General features: G+C 64.4%; 22 protein-coding genes. 1 reads left to right on the top strand and 21 read right to left on the bottom strand.

Features of this window, described 5'->3' with window-relative positions; translation table 11 throughout:
- Positions 1–87 precede the first annotated feature (87 nt).
- The 21 genes from OIU93_RS13580 to dinB all read right to left on the bottom strand — a co-directional run bounded on the left by OIU93_RS13580 (position 88) and on the right by dinB (position 22,794).
- On the bottom strand, positions 88–1,026 hold the full coding sequence (locus OIU93_RS13580) for an RluA family pseudouridine synthase (protein WP_264270609.1): 939 nt from the start codon (positions 1,024–1,026) through the stop codon (positions 88–90).
- On the bottom strand, positions 1,023–1,625 hold the full coding sequence (lspA, locus tag OIU93_RS13575) for a signal peptidase II (protein WP_264270688.1): 603 nt from the start codon (positions 1,623–1,625) through the stop codon (positions 1,023–1,025). The genes OIU93_RS13580 and lspA overlap by 4 nt, the downstream gene beginning before the upstream one ends.
- An 87-nt stretch (positions 1,626–1,712) precedes the next feature.
- Positions 1,713–2,405, bottom strand: a complete 693-nt coding sequence (locus tag OIU93_RS13570) for a DivIVA domain-containing protein (RefSeq protein WP_264270608.1) — start codon at positions 2,403–2,405, stop codon at positions 1,713–1,715.
- Between the two features lie 217 nt (positions 2,406–2,622).
- A complete protein-coding gene (locus OIU93_RS13565; RefSeq protein WP_264270607.1) occupies positions 2,623–2,925 on the bottom strand; it encodes a YggT family protein in 303 nt (100 codons plus the stop codon).
- A 21-nt stretch (positions 2,926–2,946) separates the two neighbouring features.
- Positions 2,947–3,480 carry a cell division protein SepF gene (locus OIU93_RS13560; protein ID WP_264270606.1) on the bottom strand — a complete coding sequence of 178 codons (534 nt, stop codon included), beginning with the start codon at positions 3,478–3,480 and terminating at the stop codon, positions 2,947–2,949.
- Positions 3,481–3,669: 189 nt separating this feature from the next.
- Positions 3,670–4,401: a peptidoglycan editing factor PgeF gene (gene pgeF / locus OIU93_RS13555; RefSeq protein WP_264270605.1), complete on the bottom strand. Its 732-nt coding sequence runs from the start codon at positions 4,399–4,401 to the stop codon at positions 3,670–3,672.
- A gap of 37 nt (positions 4,402–4,438) precedes the next feature.
- A complete protein-coding gene (gene ftsZ / locus OIU93_RS13550; RefSeq protein WP_264270604.1) occupies positions 4,439–5,623 on the bottom strand; it encodes a cell division protein FtsZ in 1,185 nt (394 codons plus the stop codon).
- Positions 5,624–5,822: 199 nt separating this feature from the next.
- On the bottom strand, positions 5,823–6,578 hold the full coding sequence (locus tag OIU93_RS13545; protein ID WP_264270603.1) for a cell division protein FtsQ/DivIB: 756 nt from the start codon (positions 6,576–6,578) through the stop codon (positions 5,823–5,825).
- On the bottom strand, positions 6,578–7,978 hold the full coding sequence (gene murC, locus OIU93_RS13540; RefSeq protein ID WP_264270602.1) for a UDP-N-acetylmuramate--L-alanine ligase: 1,401 nt from the start codon (positions 7,976–7,978) through the stop codon (positions 6,578–6,580). Before murC ends, OIU93_RS13545 begins: the two co-directional genes overlap by 1 nt.
- A gap of 5 nt (positions 7,979–7,983) precedes the next feature.
- Complete coding sequence (murG, locus tag OIU93_RS13535; protein ID WP_264270601.1) at positions 7,984–9,114, bottom strand: undecaprenyldiphospho-muramoylpentapeptide beta-N-acetylglucosaminyltransferase; 1,131 nt, start codon at positions 9,112–9,114, stop codon at positions 7,984–7,986.
- A gap of 44 nt (positions 9,115–9,158) precedes the next feature.
- Complete coding sequence (ftsW, locus tag OIU93_RS13530; protein ID WP_264270600.1) at positions 9,159–10,451, bottom strand: putative lipid II flippase FtsW; 1,293 nt, start codon at positions 10,449–10,451, stop codon at positions 9,159–9,161.
- Between the two features lie 9 nt (positions 10,452–10,460).
- Complete coding sequence (gene murD, locus OIU93_RS13525; protein WP_264270599.1) at positions 10,461–12,005, bottom strand: UDP-N-acetylmuramoyl-L-alanine--D-glutamate ligase; 1,545 nt, start codon at positions 12,003–12,005, stop codon at positions 10,461–10,463.
- On the bottom strand, positions 11,987–13,090 hold the full coding sequence (gene mraY, locus OIU93_RS13520) for a phospho-N-acetylmuramoyl-pentapeptide-transferase (RefSeq protein ID WP_264270598.1): 1,104 nt from the start codon (positions 13,088–13,090) through the stop codon (positions 11,987–11,989). The genes murD and mraY overlap by 19 nt, the downstream gene beginning before the upstream one ends.
- Positions 13,087–14,565, bottom strand: a complete 1,479-nt coding sequence (gene murF / locus OIU93_RS13515) for a UDP-N-acetylmuramoyl-tripeptide--D-alanyl-D-alanine ligase (RefSeq protein WP_264270597.1) — start codon at positions 14,563–14,565, stop codon at positions 13,087–13,089. Before murF ends, mraY begins: the two co-directional genes overlap by 4 nt.
- A 13-nt stretch (positions 14,566–14,578) precedes the next feature.
- Positions 14,579–16,207 carry a UDP-N-acetylmuramoyl-L-alanyl-D-glutamate--2,6-diaminopimelate ligase gene (locus OIU93_RS13510; protein WP_264270596.1) on the bottom strand — a complete coding sequence of 543 codons (1,629 nt, stop codon included), beginning with the start codon at positions 16,205–16,207 and terminating at the stop codon, positions 14,579–14,581.
- Positions 16,207–18,039: a penicillin-binding protein 2 gene (locus OIU93_RS13505; RefSeq protein WP_264270595.1), complete on the bottom strand. Its 1,833-nt coding sequence runs from the start codon at positions 18,037–18,039 to the stop codon at positions 16,207–16,209. The genes OIU93_RS13510 and OIU93_RS13505 overlap by 1 nt, the downstream gene beginning before the upstream one ends.
- 76 nt (positions 18,040–18,115) lie before the next feature.
- Entirely contained in the window at positions 18,116–18,859 is a 744-nt protein-coding gene (locus tag OIU93_RS13500) for a hypothetical protein (RefSeq protein WP_264270594.1), read from the bottom strand.
- Positions 18,860–18,861: 2 nt separating this feature from the next.
- Complete coding sequence (gene rsmH / locus OIU93_RS13495) at positions 18,862–19,857, bottom strand: 16S rRNA (cytosine(1402)-N(4))-methyltransferase RsmH (RefSeq protein ID WP_264270593.1); 996 nt, start codon at positions 19,855–19,857, stop codon at positions 18,862–18,864.
- Between the two features lie 172 nt (positions 19,858–20,029).
- Positions 20,030–20,458, bottom strand: a complete 429-nt coding sequence (mraZ, locus tag OIU93_RS13490) for a division/cell wall cluster transcriptional repressor MraZ (protein WP_264270687.1) — start codon at positions 20,456–20,458, stop codon at positions 20,030–20,032.
- Between the two features lie 584 nt (positions 20,459–21,042).
- Entirely contained in the window at positions 21,043–21,417 is a 375-nt protein-coding gene (locus tag OIU93_RS13485; protein WP_264270592.1) for a DUF3040 domain-containing protein, read from the bottom strand.
- Between the two features lie 174 nt (positions 21,418–21,591).
- On the bottom strand, positions 21,592–22,794 hold the full coding sequence (dinB, locus tag OIU93_RS13480) for a DNA polymerase IV (protein WP_264270591.1): 1,203 nt from the start codon (positions 22,792–22,794) through the stop codon (positions 21,592–21,594).
- 100 nt (positions 22,795–22,894) lie between these two features.
- Here dinB and OIU93_RS13475 point away from each other — a divergent pair, with 100 nt between their 5' ends.
- Positions 22,895–24,001, top strand: coding sequence for a polyprenyl synthetase family protein (locus OIU93_RS13475; RefSeq protein WP_264270590.1), 1,107 nt, complete (start codon positions 22,895–22,897; stop codon positions 23,999–24,001).
- Positions 24,002–24,121 lie beyond the last annotated feature (120 nt).

Below are 24,121 nucleotides of genomic sequence, written 5' to 3'. Positions count from 1 at the left end.
TAAGCGCTCGCACCGACACCCGACCACCTGCGCGCGCCAATGTGTGAAGATGCACCCGGTGTTGTTCCGGGTGCATCTTGGCACGGACTAGAAGTTGCCGTCTCGCAGCATTTCGAGGGCGTTGTTCAGGTCCAGCGGGTACTCGCTGGTGTACTCGACCCATTCCCCGTTCACCGGGTGGAAGAACCCCAGCAGTTGGGCATGGAGCCACTGCCGGGTCAGCCCGAGGGCCGCCGACAGCTTGGGGTCCGCCCCATAGGTCTGGTCGCCCGCGCACGGGTGCCGCAGCGCACTGAAATGCACGCGGATTTGGTGGGTGCGCCCGGTTTCCAGGGTGACTTCCACCAGCGATGCCCGGCCGAAGGCCTCGAGCACCTTATAGTGGGTCCTCGAATCGCGGCCATCCTCGACGACGGCGAATTTCCAGTCATGGCCGGGATGGCGGCCAAGCGGAGCATCGATGGTGCCTTCCAGCGGGTCCGGCAGACCCTGGACGACGGCATGGTAGATCTTCTTCGGGGTCCGCTCCTTGAAAGCGCGCTTGAGCGCCGTGTAGGCGCGTTCGGTCTTGGCGACGACCATCAGGCCGCTGGTGCCGACGTCCAGGCGGTGGACGATACCCTGGCGCTCGGCGGAGCCGGAGGTGGAAATGCGGTAACCGGCCGCGGCCAGCGCACCGACCACGGTGGGACCGACCCATCCCGGGGAAGGGTGCGCCGCAACTCCCACGGGCTTGTCGATGACGACGTAGTCGTCGTCGTCGGCAATGATCTTGAGGTCTTCCACGATTTCTACCCTGATTTCTAGTGGGTCCGGCCTAAGCGGGATAAAGACGTCGATGGTGTCGCCCACATTGGTCTTCTTCGACTTGCCCAGCACCTTGCTCCCAAGGGTTACGTTCCCCTCGGCGCAAAGCAATGCCGCCAGCGCGCGGGAGAGCTCAAGGCGTTTGACCAGAAAGGCGTCTATGCGCAGGCCAGCCTCCTCCGGGGCGACGACGAGCGATTCGGTCCGCTCCTGGGTCACTGCAGTTCCCTGGGCTCGGCCCCGGCGTCGTGTCCGGGTTCCTTTTTATCCGCCGGCTTGCTGCCATCGAGTTCGCGGCCGGTGAAGAGCAGCAGGCAGATCCCGATCATCGAGCAGACGATGAACATGTCGGCGATGTTGAAAATGGCAAAGTTGGGCAGCGCGATGAAGTCCACCACGTGGCCCTGCCCGAAGGATGGGGGACGAAAGAGACGGTCGGTGAGGTTTCCCGCGACCCCGCCCATCAATCCGCCCAGGGCCAGCGACCACGGCCAGACGCGGATCTTGCGGACCAGGAACACCGCCACGTAGATGAGCACCGCTGCCTGGATGATGCTAAAGATCCAGGTGTAGCCCTCCCCCATGGAAAACGCGGCGCCCGAGTTCTTGATGTAATACCAGCGCAGCAGCGGAGGGAAGACGTCGATGACTTGCCCCTCGCTCATGGAGGTTTCAACGATGCGCTTGGTGAATTGGTCCAGGACCAATGCAAGTACCGCCAGGATGCCCGCGGCGTAAATGAGGCGCCGTTTGGTTCCACTGCCTGGCGCGGGCGTGGCGGCGCCTTCCGACGCCGGTGGTGTGGAGCTGTTTTCCATCATGTCCTTTAACGCATTGTTGGCGGTCGGTAACCCGACCGCCAACAATCTTAAGCCATCAATATGTGAGGCAGGTGGTGAAGCAGATTAGCCGTTTTCCTTGGCTTCTGCCGTGTCCATGGAACCCTTGGCTTCGAGGTCGCGCAGCTGACCCTCGATGTAAGTCTTCAGGCGGGCGCGGTAGTCGCGCTCGAATCCACGCAACTGCTCGACCTTGCGCTCCAGAACAGTCTTCTGCTGCTCCAGGGCCGACAGGGTCTTGCGGCTCTTCTCCTCGGCCTCGGAAACGAGGCTGTTTGCCTCGAGCTGGGCTTCGGCGATGATCTTGTCACGCTGTTCAACACCTGCGGAGACGTACTCGTCGTGCAGACGTTGTGCCATGGCGAGGACGCCGGCGGCGGACTCGGCGGTGGAAGCCGGGGCTGCAGCTGCGGCGGCGGGGGCCACCGCTGCTGCCTTTGCCGGCTCTGCTGCCTTGGGTGCTTCCGGAGCCTTGGTCTCGTCCTTCTTGACCTCGGGCGCCTTGGCTTCCTTGGGCTTTTCCGCTTCGACGGGCTTGGCCGCGGGGGCTGCTGCCACAGGGGCTGGGACGGCCTGTTCGCCTTCGCTAATGCCGGCTTCCGACAGGCGGCGACGCAGTTCGTCGTTCTCCTGCGTCAGACGACGTAGCTCGACAACGATTTCGTCTAGGAAATCGTCAACTTCATCCTGATCGTAGCCTTCACGAAACTTCGTCGGCTGAAATCGCTTGTTGACTACATCTTCTGGCGTGAGAGCCATCTGGTCACCTCGATACTTGGTTCTCTCCTCGAACCGCTGAAGTGCGGCACGAGTACACTTACCGTTTATTGGTGCGCAACCCGGTGCAGTCGTTGCGCCTAATGTGACAACACTATAACGACTGGACCGGTAAAGGCTAAAGGAAACGAGTTTTCGTTCCGAAAATTCTTCGCCTTGACCCTTGTCGCACCGTAATTCTTACCTCCGCGGAGGCCTATCACTGAGCCGCGGCAACGCCCAAATTGTTGACAACAATCTTGAGCACTATTACCGCAAAGAACAAAATAATGAACGCCAAATCAAGGCGAATTCCGCCGAGATCCAGCGGTTTTATGCGCGATCGCAACCAGCGCATCGGAGGGTCCGTGGTCTTGGCAATCACCGAGACCGCAACCAGGGCCAGTCCACGCGGACGCCAGGAGCGCGCAAACGACTCCGTGACGTCAAGCACTATGCGCAACAGCAACATGACCTGCAGCACCGTCAGCACTACGTAAAGTAGCGCGAAAATAAGCTCCACTATGCCTTCGAACCCTTGAACTTAGCTCTGGTTGAAAAAGGTTGCCTGGTCTTCGGACTGTTTCTTGTCCTCACCCAGGACCTCTACCGTCGACGGCGAGAGCAGGAACACCTTGTTGGTGACCCGCTCGATGCTGCCGTGGAGGGCAAAAACCAGCCCCGCCGAGAAATCGACCAGGCGCTTGGCGTCAGCTTCGCCCATGTCCGTGACGTTCATGATGACTGGGATGCCATCACGGAAGTTCTCGCCAATGATTTTCGCGTCATTGTAAGAACGTGGATGAACGGTGGTGATTTGACGCAATGAAGAGTCCTCGTCCCGTGCTGAAGGCGCGCGCTTGATGGGTGTTACCGGAGCCCGGTATTCGTTTTCGGTGACAGGGCGGGGTGCCACTTGTGCTACCGGAGCTGGCTGTGCGGCAACCGGCTCTTCGCGGACCGGCTCGACAACGCGCACTTCTTCACGCGCTTCAATGTCGTGCTTGTCGGCCTCGAAGTTCTCGTCACCTTCGGCGAGTCCCAGGTAGATCATTGTCTTGCGCAATGCGCCAGCCATGGTCTTCTCCTTTTGATCGTGCGCGGTCGGCGGTCTACCGAACCGCAAATCTCTCCGCTAACTCGACGCTACAGCACCATTTGGCGGTGTCGGAGGACATCGGCGTGATTTGGGCGGTGTGTCGCCATGTGGCGTTCAGCGCGCGGGCCGCGGACCCGTTTCCGGACCACTGGACGGCGGGTTGAAGACTCAGGAAGGTGAGCCGGACACCATCTGGTCCTCTGCCTGCCACACCAATCCCGCCAGTCGTCCGGTGCGGGAGTCGCGGCGGTAGGAAAAGTAGGTCTCGTCTTCCAGGGTGCATGCCCCGGATTCGGTGACTGCTACGCCCAGATCGCGCAGTTCGGAAGCCGCTGCACGCGGGAGATCCAGGCCGGTGGTGCCACGGCTGGTGGTGGAACCGATCCCGGGGCGCAGGGCCACGGAATCGGCGGCCATGTCGGCGGGGACTTCATAGCAGCTGCCACATATCGACGGCCCGATCCAGGCCTCAAAGGCTTCCGCCCCGGTCGAGCGCATGCGCTTCACCGTTTCGGTCAGGATTCCGTCGAGCAATCCGCGTCGTCCGGCGTGCGCGACAGCTGTGACCGGCCCCTGTTCGGAGACGCCCACGAGGACCACGGGGACGCAATCGGCCACCATGACGGCCAGCGGTTGCGTTGCGTCGGCCGAGAACAGACCGTCACAGGTGGGAATGCCGGATTTCTCCGGCGGCCCGGTGACTTCAAGCACCGTGGCCGAATGGATCTGGTCCATGTAGCTGAACCGGTTCTCCCCCAGTCCCAGGTCCCGCTCCAGATCGCGACGCCGCAGCAGCACGGCGTCGCGATCATCAGGAACGTGGAAGGCAAGGTTCCCTTCGGCCGTGGATGTGAATGCAATGTGCACGCCGGGGGCGAGCAGTGACTGGTATCGCAACATGGTGGCTTGAAAGGTTCCCTTCTGCCGTCGGCCCGATTTACTTCAGGAAGTCGGGGACGTCCAGGTCGTCGTTGGCGGCCGAGAGGTCCGGCTCGACAATGGCGGGAAGTTCCTCGAAGCCCGGTTCAACGGTTGCCACGGCAGCGTGGACCTCTTCCCGGCGGGGTGCCGCCTGGGGCGAGACCGGTGCAGCGGCGGGAGCGGCGGGTGCCGCTGCCGGTGCTGCGGGGGCGTTGCGTACGGCCGGCTGCAGGGTCTGCGGCGCACTGGTGGCATCGACCTGGTCGAAGCCAGCAGCGATGACCGTCACGCGGGCCTCGTCACCCAGGGCGTCGTCAATGACGGCGCCGAAGATAATGTTGGCTTCCGGGTGGGCCACTTCCTGCACGAGGCGTGCCGCCTCGTTGATCTCGAACAACCCGAGGTCCGAGCCGCCCTGGATGGACAGCAGGACGCCGTGGGCGCCGTCGATGGAGGCCTCGAGCAGCGGGGAGGCGATGGCGAGCTCCGCGGCCTTGACCGCGCGGTCCTCGCCTCGTGCCGAGCCGATGCCCATGAGCGCCGAACCGGCACCCTGCATCACGGACTTGACGTCCGCGAAGTCGAGGTTGATCAGGCCCGGGGTGGTGATCAGGTCGGTGATGCCCTGCACACCGGAGAGCAGCACCTGGTCGGCCTGGCGGAATGCGTCCAGGACCGAGACGTTGCGGTCTGAGATCGAGAGCAGTCGGTCGTTGGGGATGACGATGAGGGTGTCGACCTCGTCGCGCAGCGCCTCGATGCCGTTTTCGGCACTGGTCGCACGGCGGCGTCCCTCGAAGGTGAACGGACGGGTGACCACGCCAATGGTCAGCGCGCCGAGCCCGCGTGCGATGCGTGCGATGACCGGAGCGCCACCGGTGCCGGTGCCGCCGCCTTCGCCCGCGGTCACGAAGACCATGTCGGCCCCGCGCAGCACTTCCTCGATTTCCTCCGCGTGGTCCTCCGCCGCTTGGCGACCCACGTCTGGGTTGGCGCCTGCGCCCAGGCCACGGGTGAGTTCGCGGCCCACATCGAGCTTGACGTCGGCATCGCTCATGAGCAATGCCTGCGCATCCGTGTTGATTGCAATAAATTCAACGCCTCGCAGGCCAACTTCGATCATGCGGTTGACGGCGTTGACGCCGCCACCGCCGATGCCGACGACCTTGATGACGGCGAGGTAGTTCTGTGGAGCTGCCACGTCCTGATTCCCTTGTTCGATGTGCTGCTGACCGAGGAAGCTCAACCGGACCAACGTTAACCCTCAACTCGAAGGTTATAGTTATGTCAAGCAACCGCTATGAAAACGCTATGTTTCGTAGTTCGTACATGCAACGACCAAGGCCGCGTGTCGCCCCTAAGTCGTTGTTTTTTCTTGTATTCGGGCCCTTGGCGGTCCGTTACCGGGCCACCGGGTGCTGCGGGCTGGAAATGTCGTACACCTTGATGGGTGCCTTCTTGTCTTTCGGGGCCGCCAAAAGGGCTTCCAAGACCTTGGTCTTGAGGGCCGAATCCTGGTCGTTGCCCCAAATCACCAGTTGTCCGTCGTTGAGCTTGAGCTCAACAAAGTCCTTGCTGGTGGCCGTCGCGTGGTCCACGTTTGCCAACAGCTTATCCGGTAGTTCCGAGAGAACCCTGGTGAGCATCGAAAACACCTTGGGGTCCTTGGTCACCTTCGAGGACCTGATCGTGGGGAGCTTGGGCTTGTCCTTGGCCTTCAGGGATGCCAGCAGCTGCCCCTCGGGCCCCACCAACGAGCGTTTCTTGCCCTCCAACAACACCGCCACCGGGACGAATTCGACGACCTGGACCTGCAACGTGTTCGGTGCCTCAGCCTGGACGATCGCGTCCTTCACCGCTGGCTGCCCGTCCAACAGTTCCATGACGCGGCCGGTACCGACCCGCGAAAGCGGGATACCGTGAAGCGGCTCGAGGGCCTTTTGCACGGTCTTGTCGCTGACCAGCGAATTGCCCGAGACGGTGATCGACTTGATCGCCAGGATCGGCGAATACGTCAGCACCAAAACAAGAAGCACCACCATGCCCGCGACCACCGAGGCGCCGATGATCCCACGCTTTTTTGCGCGAGCCCCCGGGTCCTGCGGCAGGTCCAGGACGTTGTTCGGGCCCTGCCCGGACCCGGCCTTGCCCGCCATCAGCTGCCCAGACGTTTTTCCAGCGCGGCCACGATGGCACCCGCCTGCTCGGTGACGTCACCGGCACCGATGGTCATGACCACGTCCCCGGGGGCCGCGACGGACGCGAGCACCTCGGCGGCCTCAGCCATGGACACCAGTCGCCCGGCGGTATTCAGCTCGCGCGTCAGCAATTCGCTGGTCACCCCGGGAATCGGGGTTTCCCGTGCCGGGTAGATCTCCAGTACGTACGCGGAATCGGCCAGGGAGAGCGCCTCGGCGAACTCGCGGTGGAACTCCTTGGTGCGGGAAAAGAGGTGCGGCTGGAACAAGACGTGCACGGCTCCGTCGCCGGCGACCGCCCGCGCCGCGCGCAGTGCCGCCGTCACCTCGGTGGGATGGTGGGCGTAATCGTCAAAGACCCGCACTCCCCCGGCCTCGCCGCGGAAGTCGAAGCGGCGAGCGGCACCGGTGAAGGCGCCAAGCCCGGCCACGGCGGCTTCGGGTTCCAGCCCGCAGTCAAGGCCCACGGCGAATGCTGCGGCGGCATTGAGCAGATTGTGGTTTCCGGGAACTGCCAGTTCCAGCGCGGCGGTTTCCCCGCTGCCCCACTCCAGGGTGCAGGCAAAGCGCAATCCGACGGGCTTCGCGTCGCTCAACCGGCGGTCCGCGACCTCGGCGAATCCGTAGGTCTGCACGCGCAGCTCCGGACGCTCGCGGCGCATTCGTACGGCCAGGGCCAGGGAGCCGGGATCGTCGGCACAGCAGATCAGCAGTCCCGAGTCGGGAAGCAGGCAGGCGAAGTCGTAGAAGGCGCGGTGCACGGCTTCGACGCTTCCGTAGTGGTCAAGGTGGTCGGCCTCGATGTTGGTGACCACAGCGACATCGGGGGCGTAGTTCAGGAACGAAGCGTCCGATTCGTCGGCCTCGGCCACGAATACCCGGCCCTGCCCGTATTCGGCGTTCACGCCCAGCGAGGCGATGTTGGCGCCGATGGCGAAGGTCGGGGAGATGCCGGCCTCTCGCAGCATGAAGGCGACCAGCGAGGTCGTGGTCGTCTTGCCGTGGGTCCCTGCCACGGTGATGACCTTGTGTCCCTCCATGGTCGCGGCAAGGCCCTCGGAGCGGTGCAGGATGCGCAGTCCGCGGGCGACAGCCTCGTCGTACTCCGGGTTGCCGTCCTTGATGATTGAGGAAACGACCACGGTGTCGGCATCCCCGAGATTGGACGCGGCGTAGCCCACGTTGATCCGGGCACCTGCCTCCCGCAGGTCATCGAGCACCGGCAGGTCCTTGGCATCGGTTCCCGAGACCGTCAGGCCGCGGGCCAGCATGAGCCTGGCAACGGCCGAGACCCCCACCCCGCCGATGCCCAGCAGGTGGACGTTGCCCAGTGTCGCAAGTGTGTTTTGTTCCTGCATGTCCCTTAGCTTCCCGTGTTGGCGGTCTGTTGCGGCCCTGCGTGGCCGAGCGATTCGCGGATCATCGATGCCATGACCTGGGCCGCGTCGGCGCGCCCCTGTGCCTTGGCGGCTGCGCCCATGGCGGCAAGCGCCTGCGGGTCCCGCAGCAGCGGCAGCAACGTCGTGGCCAGGTAGTCGGTGGTGAAGTCGGCGTTGTCAACGACCAGCGCGCCGCCGGCGGCGACGAGGTCGGAGGCGTTCAGGCGCTGCTCGCCGTTGCCGATGGGCAGCGGGACGAGCACCGAGGGGGTGCCGGCCACCGCCAGCTCGCACACCGTTCCGGCCCCCGAGCGGGCGACCATGAGGTCTGCGGCGGCGTACGCCTGGTCCATGGAATCCACGTACTCGACCTGCCGGTAGCCCGGTGCCGACAACGGGTTGCCGGCGGCGTCAAGCACCACCTTGCCGCGGCCGGTGATGTGCAGCACCTGCACTCCGGCATCGGCCAATTGGGGCAGGCCGGCGGCTATGGTCGCATTGATCGAGGCGGCCCCGGAGGAACCGCCGGTGACCACCAGCGCCGGGGCGTCCCCGGTAAGACCCAGGGCGCGGCGTGCAGGTTCCCGCTGGGCCGCCCTGTCCATGGTGGCAACGAATCCACGCATCGGCATGCCGACCACCTTCGCACCGGGAAGCCCGGTGCCGTTGAAGGCCGTCCCGACGCCGGCGGCGAAGCGGGCGCCGACCTTGTTGGCCAGCCCGGCGCGGGCGTTGGCCTCGTGGATGAAGACCGGCAGCTTGCGCTTCCTCGCCGCCAGGTACACCGGGGTGCAGACGTAGCCGCCGACCCCAAGCACCGCCTGGGCGCCGGTGTCGTCAAGGATCGCGCCGGCGGCCTTGATTGCGGCGCGGAAGCGCAAGGGCAGCTTGAGCAGGTCAAGGGACGGACGGCGAGGCATCGGGACCTTGGCGATGGTGCGCAGCTCGTACCCGGCCTCGGGCACCAGCCTGGTCTCCAGGCCGCTGGCCGTGCCCACCGCGGTGATCTGCGTATTTGGGTCCGCGGCGCGCAGGGCGTCGGCAATGGCAATCATGGGGGTGATGTGTCCGGCCGTTCCGCCGCCGGCGATCACCACGCGTAATGGCTCAGTCATGGGGTTTGGTGTACTACTTTCCACAGGTCGGTGTTTCGGGCGGACTACTTGGCCGAGCGGGCCTTCGCGAACATGGCGGCCAGGCCGCGCGGGGTTCCGGCCGGTTGCAGTCTAACGCGTTGTTCCCGGGCAAAGGACAGTACCACCCCGATGCCCAGGAACGCGGCAAGCAGGGCCGAGCCGCCGGAGGAGATGAAGGGCAGCGGGACTCCGATGACCGGCAGCAGGCCGGTGACCATGCCGATGTTGACGAAGGCCTGGCCGATGAGCCATGCCATGATGCCGCTGATGGCAACGCGCCCGAAGATGGTCCCGGTGCGCACCGCGATGCGGTACATGGCCACGGCCAGCATCCCGTAGAGCACGATCACGAACATGGTGCCCAACAGGCCCATTTCCTCCCCGAGGACGGCGAAGATGAAGTCGTTCTGCGCCTCCGGGATGTGCGACCACTTCTGCCTTGACTGGCCCAGGCCGACGCCGAACCAGCCGCCGGAGGCCAGGGCGAAGAGCCCCTGTTCGGCCTGGTAGCAGTAGTCCTGGGGGCCGTCGCCGCAGGCAATGTGGAGCCAGGCCAGGATCCGGCCCATGCGGTTGGGGGCCAGGATCACCATTCCCGCGATTCCGACAAGTCCTATCAGGCCGGCGATGCCAAAGAGCTTGGCTTTGGCGCCTCCCACAAACATCACCACGGCCAGTACCAGCAGCAGGATCAGCGCGGTGCCCAGGTCCCTGCCCAGCAGGACCAGGCCGACGATGAGCAGCCCGAAGGGCATCAGCAGCGGGACGACAGCATGCTTCCACTGGTCCATGAGCTTGGCCTTGCGCTCCACCACCCAGGCGCCCCACAGGGCGAGGGCGGCCTTGGCGAATTCGGAGGGTTGGATCGAGAACGGCCCGATGAGGATCCAGTTCTTGTTGCCATAGATTTCCTGGCCGATGAGCAGCACCAGCACCAGCAGCAGCCCGGCCGCCCCGAGGGCCGGCCAGGCCAGCCGCTTCAGCGTCGGCAGGGAAATCAGCTGCATGCACGCCAGGGCGACGACGCCGACCAGCGCCCACAGCGATTGCTTGAAGAAGGCCTCGAAGGCCGACTGGTTCCGGGCGATGGCTTCCACCGAGGAGGACGAAAGCACCATGATCAGGCCCATGAAGGTCAGGGCCAGCGTGGTGCCCAGCACGACGTAGTAGTTGATCTGGGCACCACGCAACGAGGGATCCTCGATGCGGGTGAACCACTTTGCCAGTCCACGCGGTTCCCGGCCTCGGCCGCGCTGCGGGCCCGGCGTGCCGGCCTTGGCGCTATTGCCCCGTGGCGTGCGGGATGTGCCGCTCACGACTGCTCCTTACCTGGGGTCGTCCCCCATGAGCGCACGGACCGCGTCGATGAAGGCATTGCCGCGTTGTGCGTATGAGGAAAATTGGTCCATTGATGCCGCCGCCGGGGCCATGAGCACGGTGTCCCCGGCCTTGGCGATGCCGGCGGCCGCCTTGACGGCCTGGGACATCACGGCCCAGCCGGCGGCGGATCCGGCCGAGCCGGCACCGCCTTGCACACCAGTTTCCCGCACCTGCGCCATGATCACCGGCACCTGTGGTGCGTGTCGTTCAAGGGCCTGAAGCAGCGTGGCGGTGTCGGTGCCGATCACCACGACGGCTTTCAGCCGCTTGGCATGGGCCGATACCAATTCGTCGTACTCCACGCCCTTGGAAAGCCCTCCGGCGATCCACACCACCGAGGAGAAGGCGCCCAGCGAGGCACCTGCAGCATGCGGGTTGGTGGCCTTTGAGTCGTTGATCCACAGTACGTCGTCGCGGCGCGCCACGGCCTGGATGCGGTGGTCGCCGGGATCGAACCCGGCCAGGCCCGCTGCCACGGCGGCGGGTTCGACTCCGCAGGCCCGTGCCAGTGCGGCGGCCGCTGCGGCATTGGCGGCCGTGTGCCGGGGCACCACCTCGCCGATCTGGTCCAGGGCGATCAGTTCGGCGGCCGAGTTCCTGCGGTCCTCGATGAAGGCGCGGTCCACCAGCAGATCCTCGACGACCCCGATCATGCTCAGCGACGGGACACCTGTGGTGAAGCCGATGGCGCGGCAGCCCTCGATGACGTCCGCGTTTTCGACCATGGCCTCCACGACCGGCTCGTCGGCGTTGTAGATCGCGGCGATCCTGGTGCGTTCGTAGATCTTGGCCTTGTCGGCCTTGTAGTTCCCGAAGCCGCCGTGCCAGTCGACGTGGTCCTCGGCGATGTTCAGCACCACCGAGGCCAGTGGGGAGATGCTGTGGGTGAAGTGCAGCTGGAAGGAGGAGAGCTCCACGGCGATCACGTCGAAACCCTCCGGGTCGCGGATCGCGTCCAGGATGGGGGTGCCGACGTTGCCGGCGGCGATGGCGCGCAGGCCCGCGGCCTTGAGGATCGACTCGGTCATTCCCACCGTGGTGGTCTTGCCGTTGGTGCCGGTGATGACGACCCACTCGGCGAGCTTGCGCCCTTCCTTCTCGCGCACCCGCCAGGCAAGCTCCACGTCGCCCCAGATCTCGATGCCGGCCTCGGCTGCTGCGGCGAGCATGGGTTGGCGCGGGTTCCAGCCCGGGGAGGCTATGAGCAATTGCGGGGCCTGGCCGTCGATCATCGGCAGCTCATCGGTGTGCCCGGCGCCCAGGAACACGTCGGCGGCGCCGACGATCTTCAGGGTGTCGGCCCGCGAACGGTTGACCTCGGTGTCGGCGCCGTCGATGACGACGACCTTGGCACCGAGTTCGATCAGGGTGTCGGCTGCGGAGAAGCCGGACAGGCCCAGGCCCGCCACCACGACGCGCAGGTCGGCCCAGTCCGATTCCCAGCGGGTGAGGTGGTCCAGGTTGGCGTGTGTCACAGGGCCACGACCCATTCGGAGTAGAAGATGCCCAGGCCGGCGGCCACGAAGAGCCCGCCGAGGATCCAGAACCTGACCACGACGTTCTCCTCGGCCCAGCCGGCGAGTTCGAAGTGGTGCTGCAGCGGAGCCATCCTGAAGACGCGCTTGCCGCCGGAGAGCTTGAAGAACCCGACCTGGATGATCACCGAGAGCGAGATAATGACGAAGAGCCCTGCCAGCACCAGCAGCAGGATCTGCGTGCGGGAAAGGATCGCGAAGGCGGCAATGGCGCCGCCGATGGCCAGCGACCCGGTGTCTCCCATGAAGATCTTCGCGGGCTTGGCGTTCCACCACAGGAAGCCGATCAGGGCCCCGCAGAGGATTGCGCCCAGCAGCGCGAGGTCCATGGGGTCGCGAACGGTGTAGCAGACGTTGGATGCAGCATCGAGCCCGCAGGCCTGGTTCTGCTGCCAGATCCCGATAATGGTGTACGCGCCGAAGACCATGATGGCGGCGCCGGTGGCCAGCCCGTCCAGGCCGTCGGTGAGGTTCACGCCGTTGGTGGTTGCGGTGACGATCAGGTTTGACCACAGCACGAAGAGGATCAGCCCGAGCAGCGGTCCGGCGAAGGCCAGGTCGACGTTGGTGTCGCGCAGGAAGGAGATCGCCGTCGAGGCGGGGGTCAGCCCGTGTTCGTTGGGGAAGTTCAGCGACAGCACGGCGAAGCCGATGCCCACCGCCGCCTGCAGCACGATCTTCTGCCACGCCCGCAGGCCCAGGGAGCGTTTCTTGGCGATCTTGATGAAGTCGTCCAGGAATCCGACCAGGCCCATGCCGGCGAAGAGCAGCAGGACCAGTAGTCCGCTGGCCGAGATCCCCGAGGAGGGCCTGCCCATCAGTGCCAGCAACCCGTGGGTCGCAAAGTAGCTGAGGATCACCGCCGCGATGATGATGACCCCGCCCATGGTGGGGGTGCCGGACTTGGTGGCGTGGCTGGTGGGTCCGTCGTCGCGGACCACCTGGCCATACTGTCTGACGGTGAGCATGCGGATGAACAATGGCATGGTGACCATTGTGAAGATCAAGGCAATGCCGGATCCCATGATTAGAGCAATCACTGCGCCGAGCCCTCCTTTGCGGCGGAAGAACCGCTGGTAGTTTCGGCAATTTGATCGCCCAGGTGCCGGAGCCCCGAGCCGTTGGAGGACTTGAAGAGCACGATGTCCCCGGGAAGCAGGTTCTCGTTCAGGATCCGTGCGGCGGCCTTGGTGTCCTCGACGTAGTACGCCTCGTCGCCCCAGCTGCCCTCGAGCACCGCGGAATTGTAGGCTAGCTTGGCCCCGCGCCCCACGACGAGCAGTTTCTTGATATTCATGCGCACCGCGATGCGCCCGAGCATGTCGTGTTCGTGGCGGGAGTCCTCGCCGAGTTCGAGCATTTCGCCCAGCACGGCCCAGGTGCGCCGGGCGTTGCCCTGTGCGTCGGGCAGGCCGAGTTCGGCCAGCGTGCGCAGTGCTGCACGCATGGAGTCCGGGTTGGCGTTGTAGGCGTCGTTGATGATGCTCACCCCGTCGGCCCGTTCGATGCGTTCCATGCGCCAGCGGCTGCTCGGGCCCAGGCCCTGGAGGGTCGCGGCGATTTTCGCCGGTTCCAGGCCCAGGTATTCGGCCACGGCGGCGGCGGCCAGGATATTGGCCACGTGGTGGCGCCCGATGAGCCCGGAGGTGACCTGGTGCGTCGAGGAATCGGCGGCGACCAGCGTGAACACCGGGTGGCCGTCGGCGTCGACGTCCAGATCCCGGGCCCAGACACCGGCCCCGGTCTCACCGGCGGTGCGCTGCACGCCAAAGGGGCGGACCGGGGCCACGGTGCGGGTGTGCATCGGGGCCACGAGGTTGTCGTCGTGGTTCAGCACGGCGAGCCCGGTGGCGGGCAGTGCCTCGACCATCTCGCCCTTGGCCTTGGCAATGTTCTCGATGCCGCCGAATTCCCCGGCGTGGGCCGAGCCGACGCCCAGGACCACCCCGACCTCGGGGTGGACCATGTCGGTGAGGTAGCGGATGTGGCCGATGCCGGTGGCACCCATTTCCATGATCAGGTACTTGGTCTCGGCGGTGGCGCGGAAGACCGTCAGCGGGACGCCGACCTCGCCGTTGTACGAGCCCACCGGCGCGATCGTCGGGCCCAGGTTGGCCAGCAACGCGGCGAGCAGGTCCTTGGTGGTGGTCTTGCCGGCCGAACCGGTGATGCCCACCACGCGCAGCCCGTTGGCCGCCTTGAGCCGCTCGACGATGGCGGCGGCGATCTGCCCCATCGCAATGATGGCGTCGGGGACGATGATCGCCGGGTGCACGGCACCGTCGGCGGACTGGGTTTCACGCTCGGCCAGGGCCAGCACGGCACCCTGGCCGATGGCAGCGTCGATGAAGTGGTGCCCGTCGGAGGACTCCCCCGGCTTGGCTACGAAGAGCCAGCCGGTTTCGCAATTGCGCGAGTCGGTGTCGACTCCGAGGATGGGAGTGTCGGCGCTAGCCGTTGAGGTGAGTCGCCCGCCGGTGATTTCGGCGATTTCGGCGGAAAGTAGTTCAATCATGGCAAGTAGGACTTTACCCTTCATCCGTGGGATCGAAGGAATCGGAAGCCGGCGCCAGGGGGCTGAAGCCGTGGGCCAGCAGTGCCCGGCGCAGTTCCTCGCGGTCGTCAAGTTCGAGGTTCACGCCCATGACCTCCTGGAAGACCTCGTGCCCTCGTCCGGCCACCAGGATCGTGTCCCGCTCCCCCGCCATGGCAACGGCCGCAGCAATTGCCGCCGCGCGCGGATGGATCTCGCGAACTTCGCTCAGCAGGCCGTGGGCCTGGATTTCGGCGCGGGCACCGGCGGCCACCGCGGCCCTGATGGGTGCAGGGTCCTCGGAGTGCGGGTCGTCATCAGTGACAATGACCACGTCTGCGTGTTGGGCGGCGACGGCGCCCATGATCGGGCGCTTGGTCGCGTCGCGTTCGCCGGTGGCCCCGAAGACCACGATCACGCGGGATCCGGGCTCGGCCGAGCGCACCGAGGACAGGGCGCGGGCCAGGGCATCGGGGTTGTGGGCGAAGTCAACGATGGAGGCCGGGGCCTCGGCGATGACCTGCATGCGCCCCGGCACCTCGACGGTGAGTGGGTTGGCCCGGTCCAGGGCCTCCTGCAGCCGGGCAGGGGCGACCCCGGAGGCCAGGACCATCAGGACGGCCAGGGCGGCGTTGGAGACGTTGAAGTCCCCCGGCAGGCCCGTGGCCGTCTCGATGACTGTCCCATCGGGTCCCCGCAGCTGGAACCGGTGGCCCAGACCGGCCGGAACGACGTTGTCGATGACCCAGTCGGCACCGGGCGTCGCAGGGTCGCTGGCCAGGGTCCAGACCTCGGCCGTGGCCTGCCGGGCCATCTCCAGGCCCCAGCTGTCATCGACCATGATCACGGCGCGGTCGCTGCGTTCCAGGTCGAAGAGCAGCGCCTTGGTCTCGAAATACTCCTGCATCGAGCCGTGCAGGTCCAGGTGGTCCTGGGTGAGGTTGGTGAATCCGGAGACCGCGAACCGCAGCCCGTCGACCCGCCGGTAGGACAGGGAATGGGACGAGACCTCCATGGTGGCTGCCTCGACACCGAGTTCCCGCATGCGGGCCATCAGTCCGTGCAGCTGGGGGGCTTCAGGGGTGGTGAGGATGCTGGGAATCGGCGTATCGCCGGCGGCAATCTCGATGGTGCCCACTAGGCCGGTTTCCCGACCCAGGGCACGCAGTACCGAGCGAATCATGTAGCTGGTGGTCGTCTTGCCGTTGGTTCCGGTCAGTCCGAAGAGTTCGGGACAGGCTTCGTCGGTTCCGTAGACCAGTGCGGAGAGTTCGCCAATGACTTCGCGGACCTGTTCCACCAGCAGCACCGGCACCCCGGCTGCCGAGGCGGCGTCTTCGCCTTCGATGTCGGTCAGGATCGCGGCTGCACCGGTCTCCACGGCGGCCTGGGCGAATTGTGCGCCGTGGAAGCGGGCGCCGGGCGCGGCAACATAGATGTCCCCGGGCTGGACGGCGCGCGAATCCAGGCAGATCCCGGTGACCGTGGCCCCGCCGTCTCCGATGATGTTCGCACCCCGCCCGGTTTCGTGCAGGTATTCGAGCATTGCTGTCAACGTCGTGGTGCTTTTGTCCAGCGGACGCAGCAGGGCTTCCGCCGAGCGGGGGGTGAGGGCTTGAGGCATTACCAGGATTTCTTTTGTTCGGAACCGATGAACACGTCGTACCCGTTGGGCTTCGAATTGCTCGGTGCAACATTGTAGGCGTTCAGGGTCTTGCCCATTACTTCACTAAAGGTATCGCCGACCGTCCATGACTTCCAGTTGCCCTTGGGCCGGTACATGGTGACCACGACGGCGATCTCGGGGTCCTCCAGCGGAGCGACCCCGGCAAACGAGTTGGTGTACCCGTCGTATCCGCCGTTGGGGCCGGCAGCCTGGCCGGTGCCCGATTTTCCGCCAACGCGGTAACCGGACACAGCCATCTTAGTGCCGGTGCCCTCCATGACCACTGTCTCCATCATCCGGAGCATTTCCTTCGACGTCTTTTCCGAGAACACCCGCTTGCTCTTGGGTGCGGCGGGCTTCTCGATGGTGCCGTCCGGATTGATATAGGAATCGATCAGCGTCGGGTAGATGCGCACGCCGCCGTTGGCAACCGTCTGGGTGATCTGCGCGGTGTGCAGTGCCGTCTGCGTGTAGGCCTGGCCGAACATGGTCGCGTACTGCTGGCGCCGCTCCCAGTCCTGCGGCTCGGCGAGGATGCCCTTGCTGGCCCCGGTAAGGCCAATGTCGATGGCCTCGCCCAGGCCGAGTTTTTTCATGTAGGCGTGACGCGTCTCATTGCTCATCTTGTTGCCGATCATGACCGTGCCGGTGTTGTAGGAGCGGGCGAAGATCCCCGCGGCGGTCATGTCGTAGGTGGAGTGCTTCAACGAGTCGTTGATGGTTTCCTTGTTGATGGTGTACGCGTTGGGGACCTTGAAGGCGTCGGTGGGCTTGACCACGCCCTCCTCGAGGGCCGCCGCAAACGTCGGGACCTTGCCGGTGGAACCAGGCTCAAAGGCCTGGGTGATCGATGCCGAGGTGCGGAAGCGCCCCTCGGTGGCGCTGGGGTCGTTGGGGTCCATTTGGTTTGAGTCCCCAATGGCAATGATCCGTCCCGTTTTCACTTCGGTGACGATGACCGAGACCCAGTCGGCGTTGAACTGCTCTTGCTTCTTCAGGGCCTCTTCCTGGGCGATGAAGTTGATGTCACTGTCGATGGTGAGCTTGATGTCCTGGCCGTCGACGGCGGGCACCTCGGTCATTTCCGCCACCGGAATCCGTACGCCGTCCGCACCGATCTCGTAGGTGCGGGTTCCCGCTGTCCCCTTCAGGCGGTCATTTTGGCTCAGTTCCAGGCCTTCGGCGCCGTTGTGGGATTGCTGGTCCTCGGAATTCCTCACGAAACCCAGCAGTGGCCCGGCCACAACGCCGTTGGGGTACTGCCGTTCGCTGCGGAGCTGGCCCGTCAGCGTGGGGATGCGAAGTTCCATGACCGCATTGCGCACCTCGGGGGTTACGCCCTTGGCCACGACGGAATAGGCGTTCTTTTTGGCCCCGGGATCCCCGACAATCGCGGTGCGCACGGTATCGATGTCCTGGTCAAGGATTGCGGCCAGTTCGCCCACGGCCTGTTCAATCGTGACCTTTTCGCGCGTGGCACCGCCGGAGGGCTTGTTGCGCACGATCGGCTTGTTCGCATCCACCTTGCGTTGGTCGATGACCAGGTCATAGCGATCGACACTGGTGGCCAGGATCGTCCCCGTGGTGTCGAGGATCTGTCCGCGCTTGGGCTGGGTTTCCTGGACCCGGGTGCGGTTCTTGACCGCGTCGGCTGCCACGGCCTTGGCGTTGAGTGACTGGACGAAGAACAGCCGGCCGCCAATGAGCAGAAGCAGGACCAGGGCGAAGACCACGACCATGCGCAGGCGCGGATGGGTCGTTCCGGTGTTGGACGGGGATTTCTTGGGCATTCGGTCCTCAGCTCATACCGGGTGGGCGGGGTGGTGCTTGTCATGTTCCGGGGATGGCCCGGAAATCGATGTACCCCTATTGTCCCGGGGTCTTAAGGCTCGGTGCCGGGATGGTTCCGCCGTTGAGCTCGGTCTTGGAGAAGTCCGGGCGGGAACCGTCGGTCGTCGCAGGAGCTTCCGAGGCCGTGGTCTTCGGTGCGTTCCAGTTGTCGGCTGCGGTATCCGGAGCCACGGCCGGGGCAGTCGGCTGGGCAGTCGGCTGGGCAGCTTTGACCGGGGCCTTCTTCTCCACGGGGGCCGCCGGCTTCGCCGGTGCCTTGAGCACGCCTGCTTTCGGCGAGGCGTCCTTGCCTGGCTTCTCGGCGGGCGTTGCGGTTCCGCTGACCTTTCCGGTTTCCAGATTGATGGCCGCGGGCGTCCCGGGCTTGACCATGCCCAGGTCTGCCGCCTTCTTGGCGACTACCTGAGGTGCTCCGAGATACAGGGCTTCCTGGCGCAATGCCTCGTTTTCCTGTGAGAGGGACCGCTCTTGGGAGCGCAATTCAACTGCGGTGTATTGGCCGTTGGCGATGTACACGTTGGTCAGGAGCACGGCCACCACCGAGGCGATGACCAGCACGAAGATCGAGACGATGAACGGGACCCGACGCTTTGAACCAAGTGCCGGAACCACCGAAAGCGTTGTGCGGCGCTTGGCGGCAGGTTCCTGGGGTCGCGTGGCCGGTATCGGTTGCGGGGCATGGCTGAGCGCATTGGCACCCTGAGTGGCTGGAAGCTCGACGACGCGAGAACGTACGCGGCTGGGTGTCCGGTTGCTCATTTTCAGCTCCTCTTCAGGATGCGTTCCACGGCTCGCAGCTTGGCTGAGGCTGCGCGTGAGTTTTCTGCGATTTCTTGGTCAGTGGGCTTCTCGGTTCCTCGTGTCAGGACCTTGAATTGCGCCTTGTGTTCTTCCAGCTCGACGGGGAAGCCCGCCGGTGCCGAGGACTTGGATCTCGAGGCGAAGTGCCGCTTCGTGATCTTGTCCTCCAGGGAGTGGTAACTCATCACCACGACCCTGCCTCCTGTGTGAAGGGAATCCATCGCTGCCGGAATGGCCCGATCCAACACGTCAAGCTCTTCGTTGACTTCGATTCGAAGGGCCTGGAAGGTTCGTTTGGCAGGATGCCCCCCGGTGCGGGCGGCGGCGGCCGGCACGACGGAGCGAATGGCTGCCACCAGCTCCTCAGTGGTGCTGAAGGGTTTCACCTTGCGGGCCTCTGCGATCGCCGAAGCGATACGTCCGGCGAATTTTTCCTCGCCCCAGGCCCTGATGATCCGCACCAATTCCGCTTCGCTGTATTCGTTCACGATGTCGGCGGCCGTGGGGCCGCGCGAGGTGTCCATGCGCATGTCCAGCGGCGCATCGTAGGAGTACGCGAAGCCGCGCTCCCTTTCGTCAAGTTGCAGGGAGGAGACACCGAGGTCAAAGAGCACGCCGTCGACCCCGTCGAACCCGAGATCGGCAACGACATCGGCGATCTCGTCGTAGATGGCATGTACGAGGTCCGTGCGATTTGCGTAGGGTTCCAGTCGCGCGCCAGCCAAGGCCAAAGCCTGCTCGTCACGATCAAGCCCGATCAGGTGGACGTCGGGGAACCGTTGCAGCAGTGCCTCGGAGTGGCCCCCCATGCCCAAGGTGCAGTCCACGACCACGGCCAGGCCACGCGCGGCAATGCCGGCTTCAATCCCCGGCTCCAAGAGCCCTACGCATCGATCGAGCAGTACTGGAACATGGCGTTCCGAGGCGGGTCGCTCTGCGGCTCCGTCTAAATTCACCGCTCCCCCTTTCGCGTGGGCGTTGTGCTTCAGGTGTTGGCTGGGATCAGATCCCCCTCCGACCCGCGGCCGCCCAGCCTGACTCCGGGGAAGTGGAGTCAGGATGCACGTTTTGCGGGCGGCTGGAGATCTCATCCAAGCCACTTTCGGGCCTTCAGCCACCGTGAGGTGGCTAGGATCCCGGAAGTACTTCGTCATCCGTTTCGGAGAACACGTCCTCCTGTTGTTCGAGGTAGGAATTCCATGAGGAGGAATCCCAAATCTCGACCCGGTTGCCCGCGCCGATCACTGTGACCTCGCGGTCCAGCCCCGCATATGAACGAAGCATGGACGGAATGGTGACCCGTCCCTGCTTATCTGGTAATTCATCCGAAGCACCAGAGAGAAAAACACGCGCATAGTCCCTTGCCTGGCGTGACGAGATCGGAGCCTGGCTCATTTGCTCATGCTGCTTCTCAAACTCACGTTGACTAAAGACGTATATGCAGCGTTCCTGGCCACGAGTCAGAACCAAACCATTGGCTAATTCATCGCGATACTTGGCCGGGAGGATTAATCGCCCTTTCTCATCGAGGCGCGGTGTATACGTTCCAAGGAACATACAGACCGCCTCCCGGTTGAAAGAAGCATCTTGCTCCATTCCCCTCTATTTCGCTCCACTTTACTCCACAACCCTCCACTGTCAACGACCGTTTCGGCATTTTGGCCTGTAAACCGAACGAAAACTGTTGATTTTTCGGGCTTTTCTAGTGGGGAGTCGAGTGGAGGGGTTTTTATTCAGATCAAACTCCCAGAAAACTTCGCGTGATGGCCGACATAGTCGCGTTTTCGAAAATACGCGGATTTACAAGGTGTTTCGAGCGTTCGGGGAGCGATGTGGAGGGAAGTGGCAGGTGGACGTGGGGGAAAGTGGAGGAAAACGGGACAGCCCTCGCGGAGGGCAAAAGCGTGCCCGGAAAAAGAATTTACGTCGATTGGCCATACTCGGCGCGTCGTCGGTCCTCCAAGCCTCACGGCTATTCCCTTAAGTCCCGGGCAGCGTCGGGACACCAGTGGACTCGCGCCCCTGCCCCGGCAGCGTTCGACTGCAATTACGGGGCATTAAAAAGACCAAGGCCCCGCGCTTTGGTGCGGAGCCTTGGTCGAACGATTGTGGCGGAGCGTCAGGGCTCCGATGGGCGAGGACTAGGAACCGTGCTCGTCACGCTTTCTCTGTTCCCACTTGTTTTCCAGGTCACTCATGAATCCCGGTTTCTGCGGAAGCTTCGAGGCGCCGGTCGCGCCGCTCTTCTTGGTGCCGCCCTTACGCGAAAGGGCCAGGTACACTCCGCCAAACATGACGATGAACCCCAAGACGCCAACGATGATCAGCTGGCTTGAAACGCCATAGATCAGCACACCAAGCCCAACGATGCCGATCAACGCACCCAAAGCCAGGTTGCGCGTTGAATAGTTCCCCGCCGTCGACGCGGATTTCATCGTCGACGCGAAGCGATGGTCTTCATGTAGCTGCTTTTCCAGCTGCTCCAGAAGACGTTGCTCATGCTCGGAAAGTGGCATCGTCTCTTCCCCTTCACTCCACGGTCCCGGCTCTCGCCTTTACCTACTTGAACGTTGTAAGCCCCGGCAATGTTCCCGCCAATTCGGCTGGCCAACTTCTACTTCCAGAATAGTCCTGAAACTCGCTAATTAGGTAGTCAGGATTCGCCTCTGGGCAGACTCGCGGCGAATAAGTCACGATGGCCGCTCAGGTTTTTGCTCTTTTTGCCCGTGATCCAGCAGGGATGCCGGCCGAAGGGCACCTGCCGGGAACCGGGAGCGGACCAAGTCCATGGTTGCCTCGGCCTGTCTCCAGTTGTCATCGCGCGGATCAATACTCAATTGCATTCCGCCACCGGCGTTTCCCAGCTTCTCCGCCCGGATGCCCACGAGTCTTACTGCTTGAGGCCGTGTGCCGAGTTTCTCCAGAAGGCCTTCGGCAGCCGCCACGAGGTCACCGGCGGCGTTGCTTGGCACCGGAAGCGTGCGGCTGCGTGACAGCGTGGAAAAGTCGCTGTAGCGCAGCTTCAACGCCACCACCCCTGCCACTTTCTCGGCCTGGCGGAGTCGCGACGCAACGCGATGCCCGAGATGCAGTATTTCGCGGTGCAATACCGCCTCATCCCACAGGTCCACCGCGAAGGTCTCTTCGGCGCCGATGCTTTTTTCCTCGCGTTCGCTCTCCACCGGACGATCGTCCAGCCCCCAGGCCAAGTCGTGAAGGTGGACACCCGTGGCCCCAAGCCGCCTACTGAGCGTATCTTGGGGAGTCTGGGCCAGCTGGGCTACTGTGCTGATGCCCATTTCCCGCAGCACGACGGCGGTCTTGGCGCCCACTCCCCACAACACCCCCACCGGCAGGGAATGCAGGTAGGACAGCGTTTGATCGGGGCGGATCACCAGCATGCCATCGGGCTTGGCGCCGGTGGAGGCGACCTTGGCCACGAATTTCGAGGCGGCAAGGCCCACGCTCGCCGGCAATCCGAGCTCGGTGCGCAGCCGCACACGAATCATCTTGCCGATGGCCTCTGGAGGCCCAAGGCGCCTGATGCTGCCTGTCACGTCCAGAAAGGCCTCATCGACGCTCACTTGCTCCACCAGGGGTGTGACCTGGTGGAAAATCTCCATGATCCGGGCGGAGTACTCCGAATACAACGAATGGGTTGGTTTGATGACAACAGCACGCGGCGCCATCCGCATGGCCACGGCCATCGGCATTGCCGATTTCACCCCCAGGGCCCGGCATTCATAGGAGGCCGAGAGAACGACGGAGCGTTCCCCCGGAAAACCGACGATTACCTGCTGTCCCACCAGCTCGGGTCGGCTTAACAGCTCAACCGACACGAAAAAAGCATCCATGTCGACGTGAAGTATCGCGCGTGCCTTGCCCTGAGCCATGGAGTGAAGTCTAGCCAACTTGGCCGACAATCCGATGGGAGCCGGTGGCCCGGCTAGAGTTAAGGAAATAACGACGCTGTGCGATCTATGGATGGGAAACATGACACTTTTTGCTGCGGACACTTCCGACTCCGAACAGGCACGGTTACTTTCCGCAGACTTCTCGGATCGGCTCGAGACATTGCTCTCGACCTTCCTTGCAGAACAACATGAAGTCATCTCGGACATTGCCCCGGCGGCCGCCGAAATCGTCACCGCGATCGACGATCTGACACGCGGCGGCAAGCGCCTCCGGCCGCTTTTTGCCTTCTGGGGATACCTGGGCGCGGGCGGCGACGCCGAAGCCGATGACATCGTGCAGGCCGGAGCGGCCATTGAGCTCTTCCAGGCCGCCGCGTTGATCCACGACGACCTCATTGACCGCTCCGACACGCGGCGGGGCCAACCCAGCATCCACCGCCGCTTCGAATCCCTGCACCGCGCCTCTGGATGGCAGCGCGATGCCTCGCGATTCGGCGAGGCCGCCTCGATCCTGGCCGGGGACCTGTGCCTGTCGCTCAGTGAACAGCTTTTCGCCACGATCAGCCCCTCGGTTCCCGAGGCGCGGACGATCTTCGACCGCATGCGTGCCCAAGTCATGGCCGGACAGTACCTGGATGTCCTGGAGGAATCCGCCGGCCCCTCCTACGGACCCGCGGATGCCGTCAAGAGGGCACGGACCATTGTGCGGTACAAGTCGGCGAAGTACTCCGTGGAGAACCCGACGCTGCTCGGAGGCGCGCTGGCCGGGGCGCCCGCGGAACTCTTGGAGCAGTATTCCCGGTTTGCGCTGCCTTTAGGCGAGGCATTCCAGCTGCGCGACGATGTCCTGGGCGTGTTCGGGGACCCCGCAATCACGGGCAAGCCCGCGGGCGATGACCTGCGCGAGGGCAAGCGCACCGAGATCATCGCCCACGCGCTGACCCTGGCCTCCGAGTCGGACCAGGCATTCATCCAGTCGCGGCTTGGGGCAGACGACCTGCAGGACGGCGAGGTCTCGCGCATGAGTGCTTTGCTGGAGTCCTGCGGCGCGTTGGCGGCTACAGAATCGTCGATTGCCGACCTTTCCGAGCAGGGCTTTTCCGCCCTGGAGGAACTCACTGTCGGGACCTTGGCCCGCCACGGTCTTCGGACCCTCGGCCTGGCGGCGATTCGCCGCACCTCTTAGACTGAGGTTACGTTAAGGAATTGCCTCGGAACCGCATGGTTCCGGGGCAATTCCCCTCTTTTGGCCGAAAACTGTAGCCACTAAAGTTTTCACGAAAAGCCTTCCAATCTCCGCGAGCAG

The sequence above is a fragment of the Paeniglutamicibacter sp. ZC-3 genome (assembly GCF_025847175.2).
Taxonomy (GTDB): Bacteria; Actinomycetota; Actinomycetes; order Actinomycetales; family Micrococcaceae; genus Paeniglutamicibacter; species Paeniglutamicibacter sulfureus.
This window is presented reverse-complemented; position numbering and strand designations above follow the sequence as displayed.

Coding starts and splice junctions, on each gene's coding strand:
- murG (WP_264270601.1), bottom strand. CDS start 9,114: ATGACTGAGCCATTACGCGTGGTGATCGCCGGCGGCGGAACGGCCGGA.
- OIU93_RS13570 (WP_264270608.1), bottom strand. CDS start 2,405: ATGGCTCTCACGCCAGAAGATGTAGTCAACAAGCGATTTCAGCCGACG.
- OIU93_RS13560 (WP_264270606.1), bottom strand. CDS start 3,480: ATGGCTGGCGCATTGCGCAAGACAATGATCTACCTGGGACTCGCCGAA.
- OIU93_RS13485 (WP_264270592.1), bottom strand. CDS start 21,417: ATGCCACTTTCCGAGCATGAGCAACGTCTTCTGGAGCAGCTGGAAAAG.
- OIU93_RS13475 (WP_264270590.1), top strand. CDS start 22,895: ATGACACTTTTTGCTGCGGACACTTCCGACTCCGAACAGGCACGGTTA.
- murF (WP_264270597.1), bottom strand. CDS start 14,565: ATGATTGAACTACTTTCCGCCGAAATCGCCGAAATCACCGGCGGGCGA.
- mraZ (WP_264270687.1), bottom strand. CDS start 20,458: ATGTTCCTTGGAACGTATACACCGCGCCTCGATGAGAAAGGGCGATTA.
- dinB (WP_264270591.1), bottom strand. CDS start 22,794: ATGGCTCAGGGCAAGGCACGCGCGATACTTCACGTCGACATGGATGCT.
- murD (WP_264270599.1), bottom strand. CDS start 12,005: ATGGGTCGTGGCCCTGTGACACACGCCAACCTGGACCACCTCACCCGC.
- OIU93_RS13545 (WP_264270603.1), bottom strand. CDS start 6,578: ATGGCGGGCAAGGCCGGGTCCGGGCAGGGCCCGAACAACGTCCTGGAC.
- OIU93_RS13505 (WP_264270595.1), bottom strand. CDS start 18,039: ATGCCCAAGAAATCCCCGTCCAACACCGGAACGACCCATCCGCGCCTG.
- murC (WP_264270602.1), bottom strand. CDS start 7,978: ATGCAGGAACAAAACACACTTGCGACACTGGGCAACGTCCACCTGCTG.
- pgeF (WP_264270605.1), bottom strand. CDS start 4,401: ATGTTGCGATACCAGTCACTGCTCGCCCCCGGCGTGCACATTGCATTC.
- OIU93_RS13500 (WP_264270594.1), bottom strand. CDS start 18,859: ATGAGCAACCGGACACCCAGCCGCGTACGTTCTCGCGTCGTCGAGCTT.
- OIU93_RS13510 (WP_264270596.1), bottom strand. CDS start 16,207: ATGCCTCAAGCCCTCACCCCCCGCTCGGCGGAAGCCCTGCTGCGTCCG.
- lspA (WP_264270688.1), bottom strand. CDS start 1,625: ATGGAAAACAGCTCCACACCACCGGCGTCGGAAGGCGCCGCCACGCCC.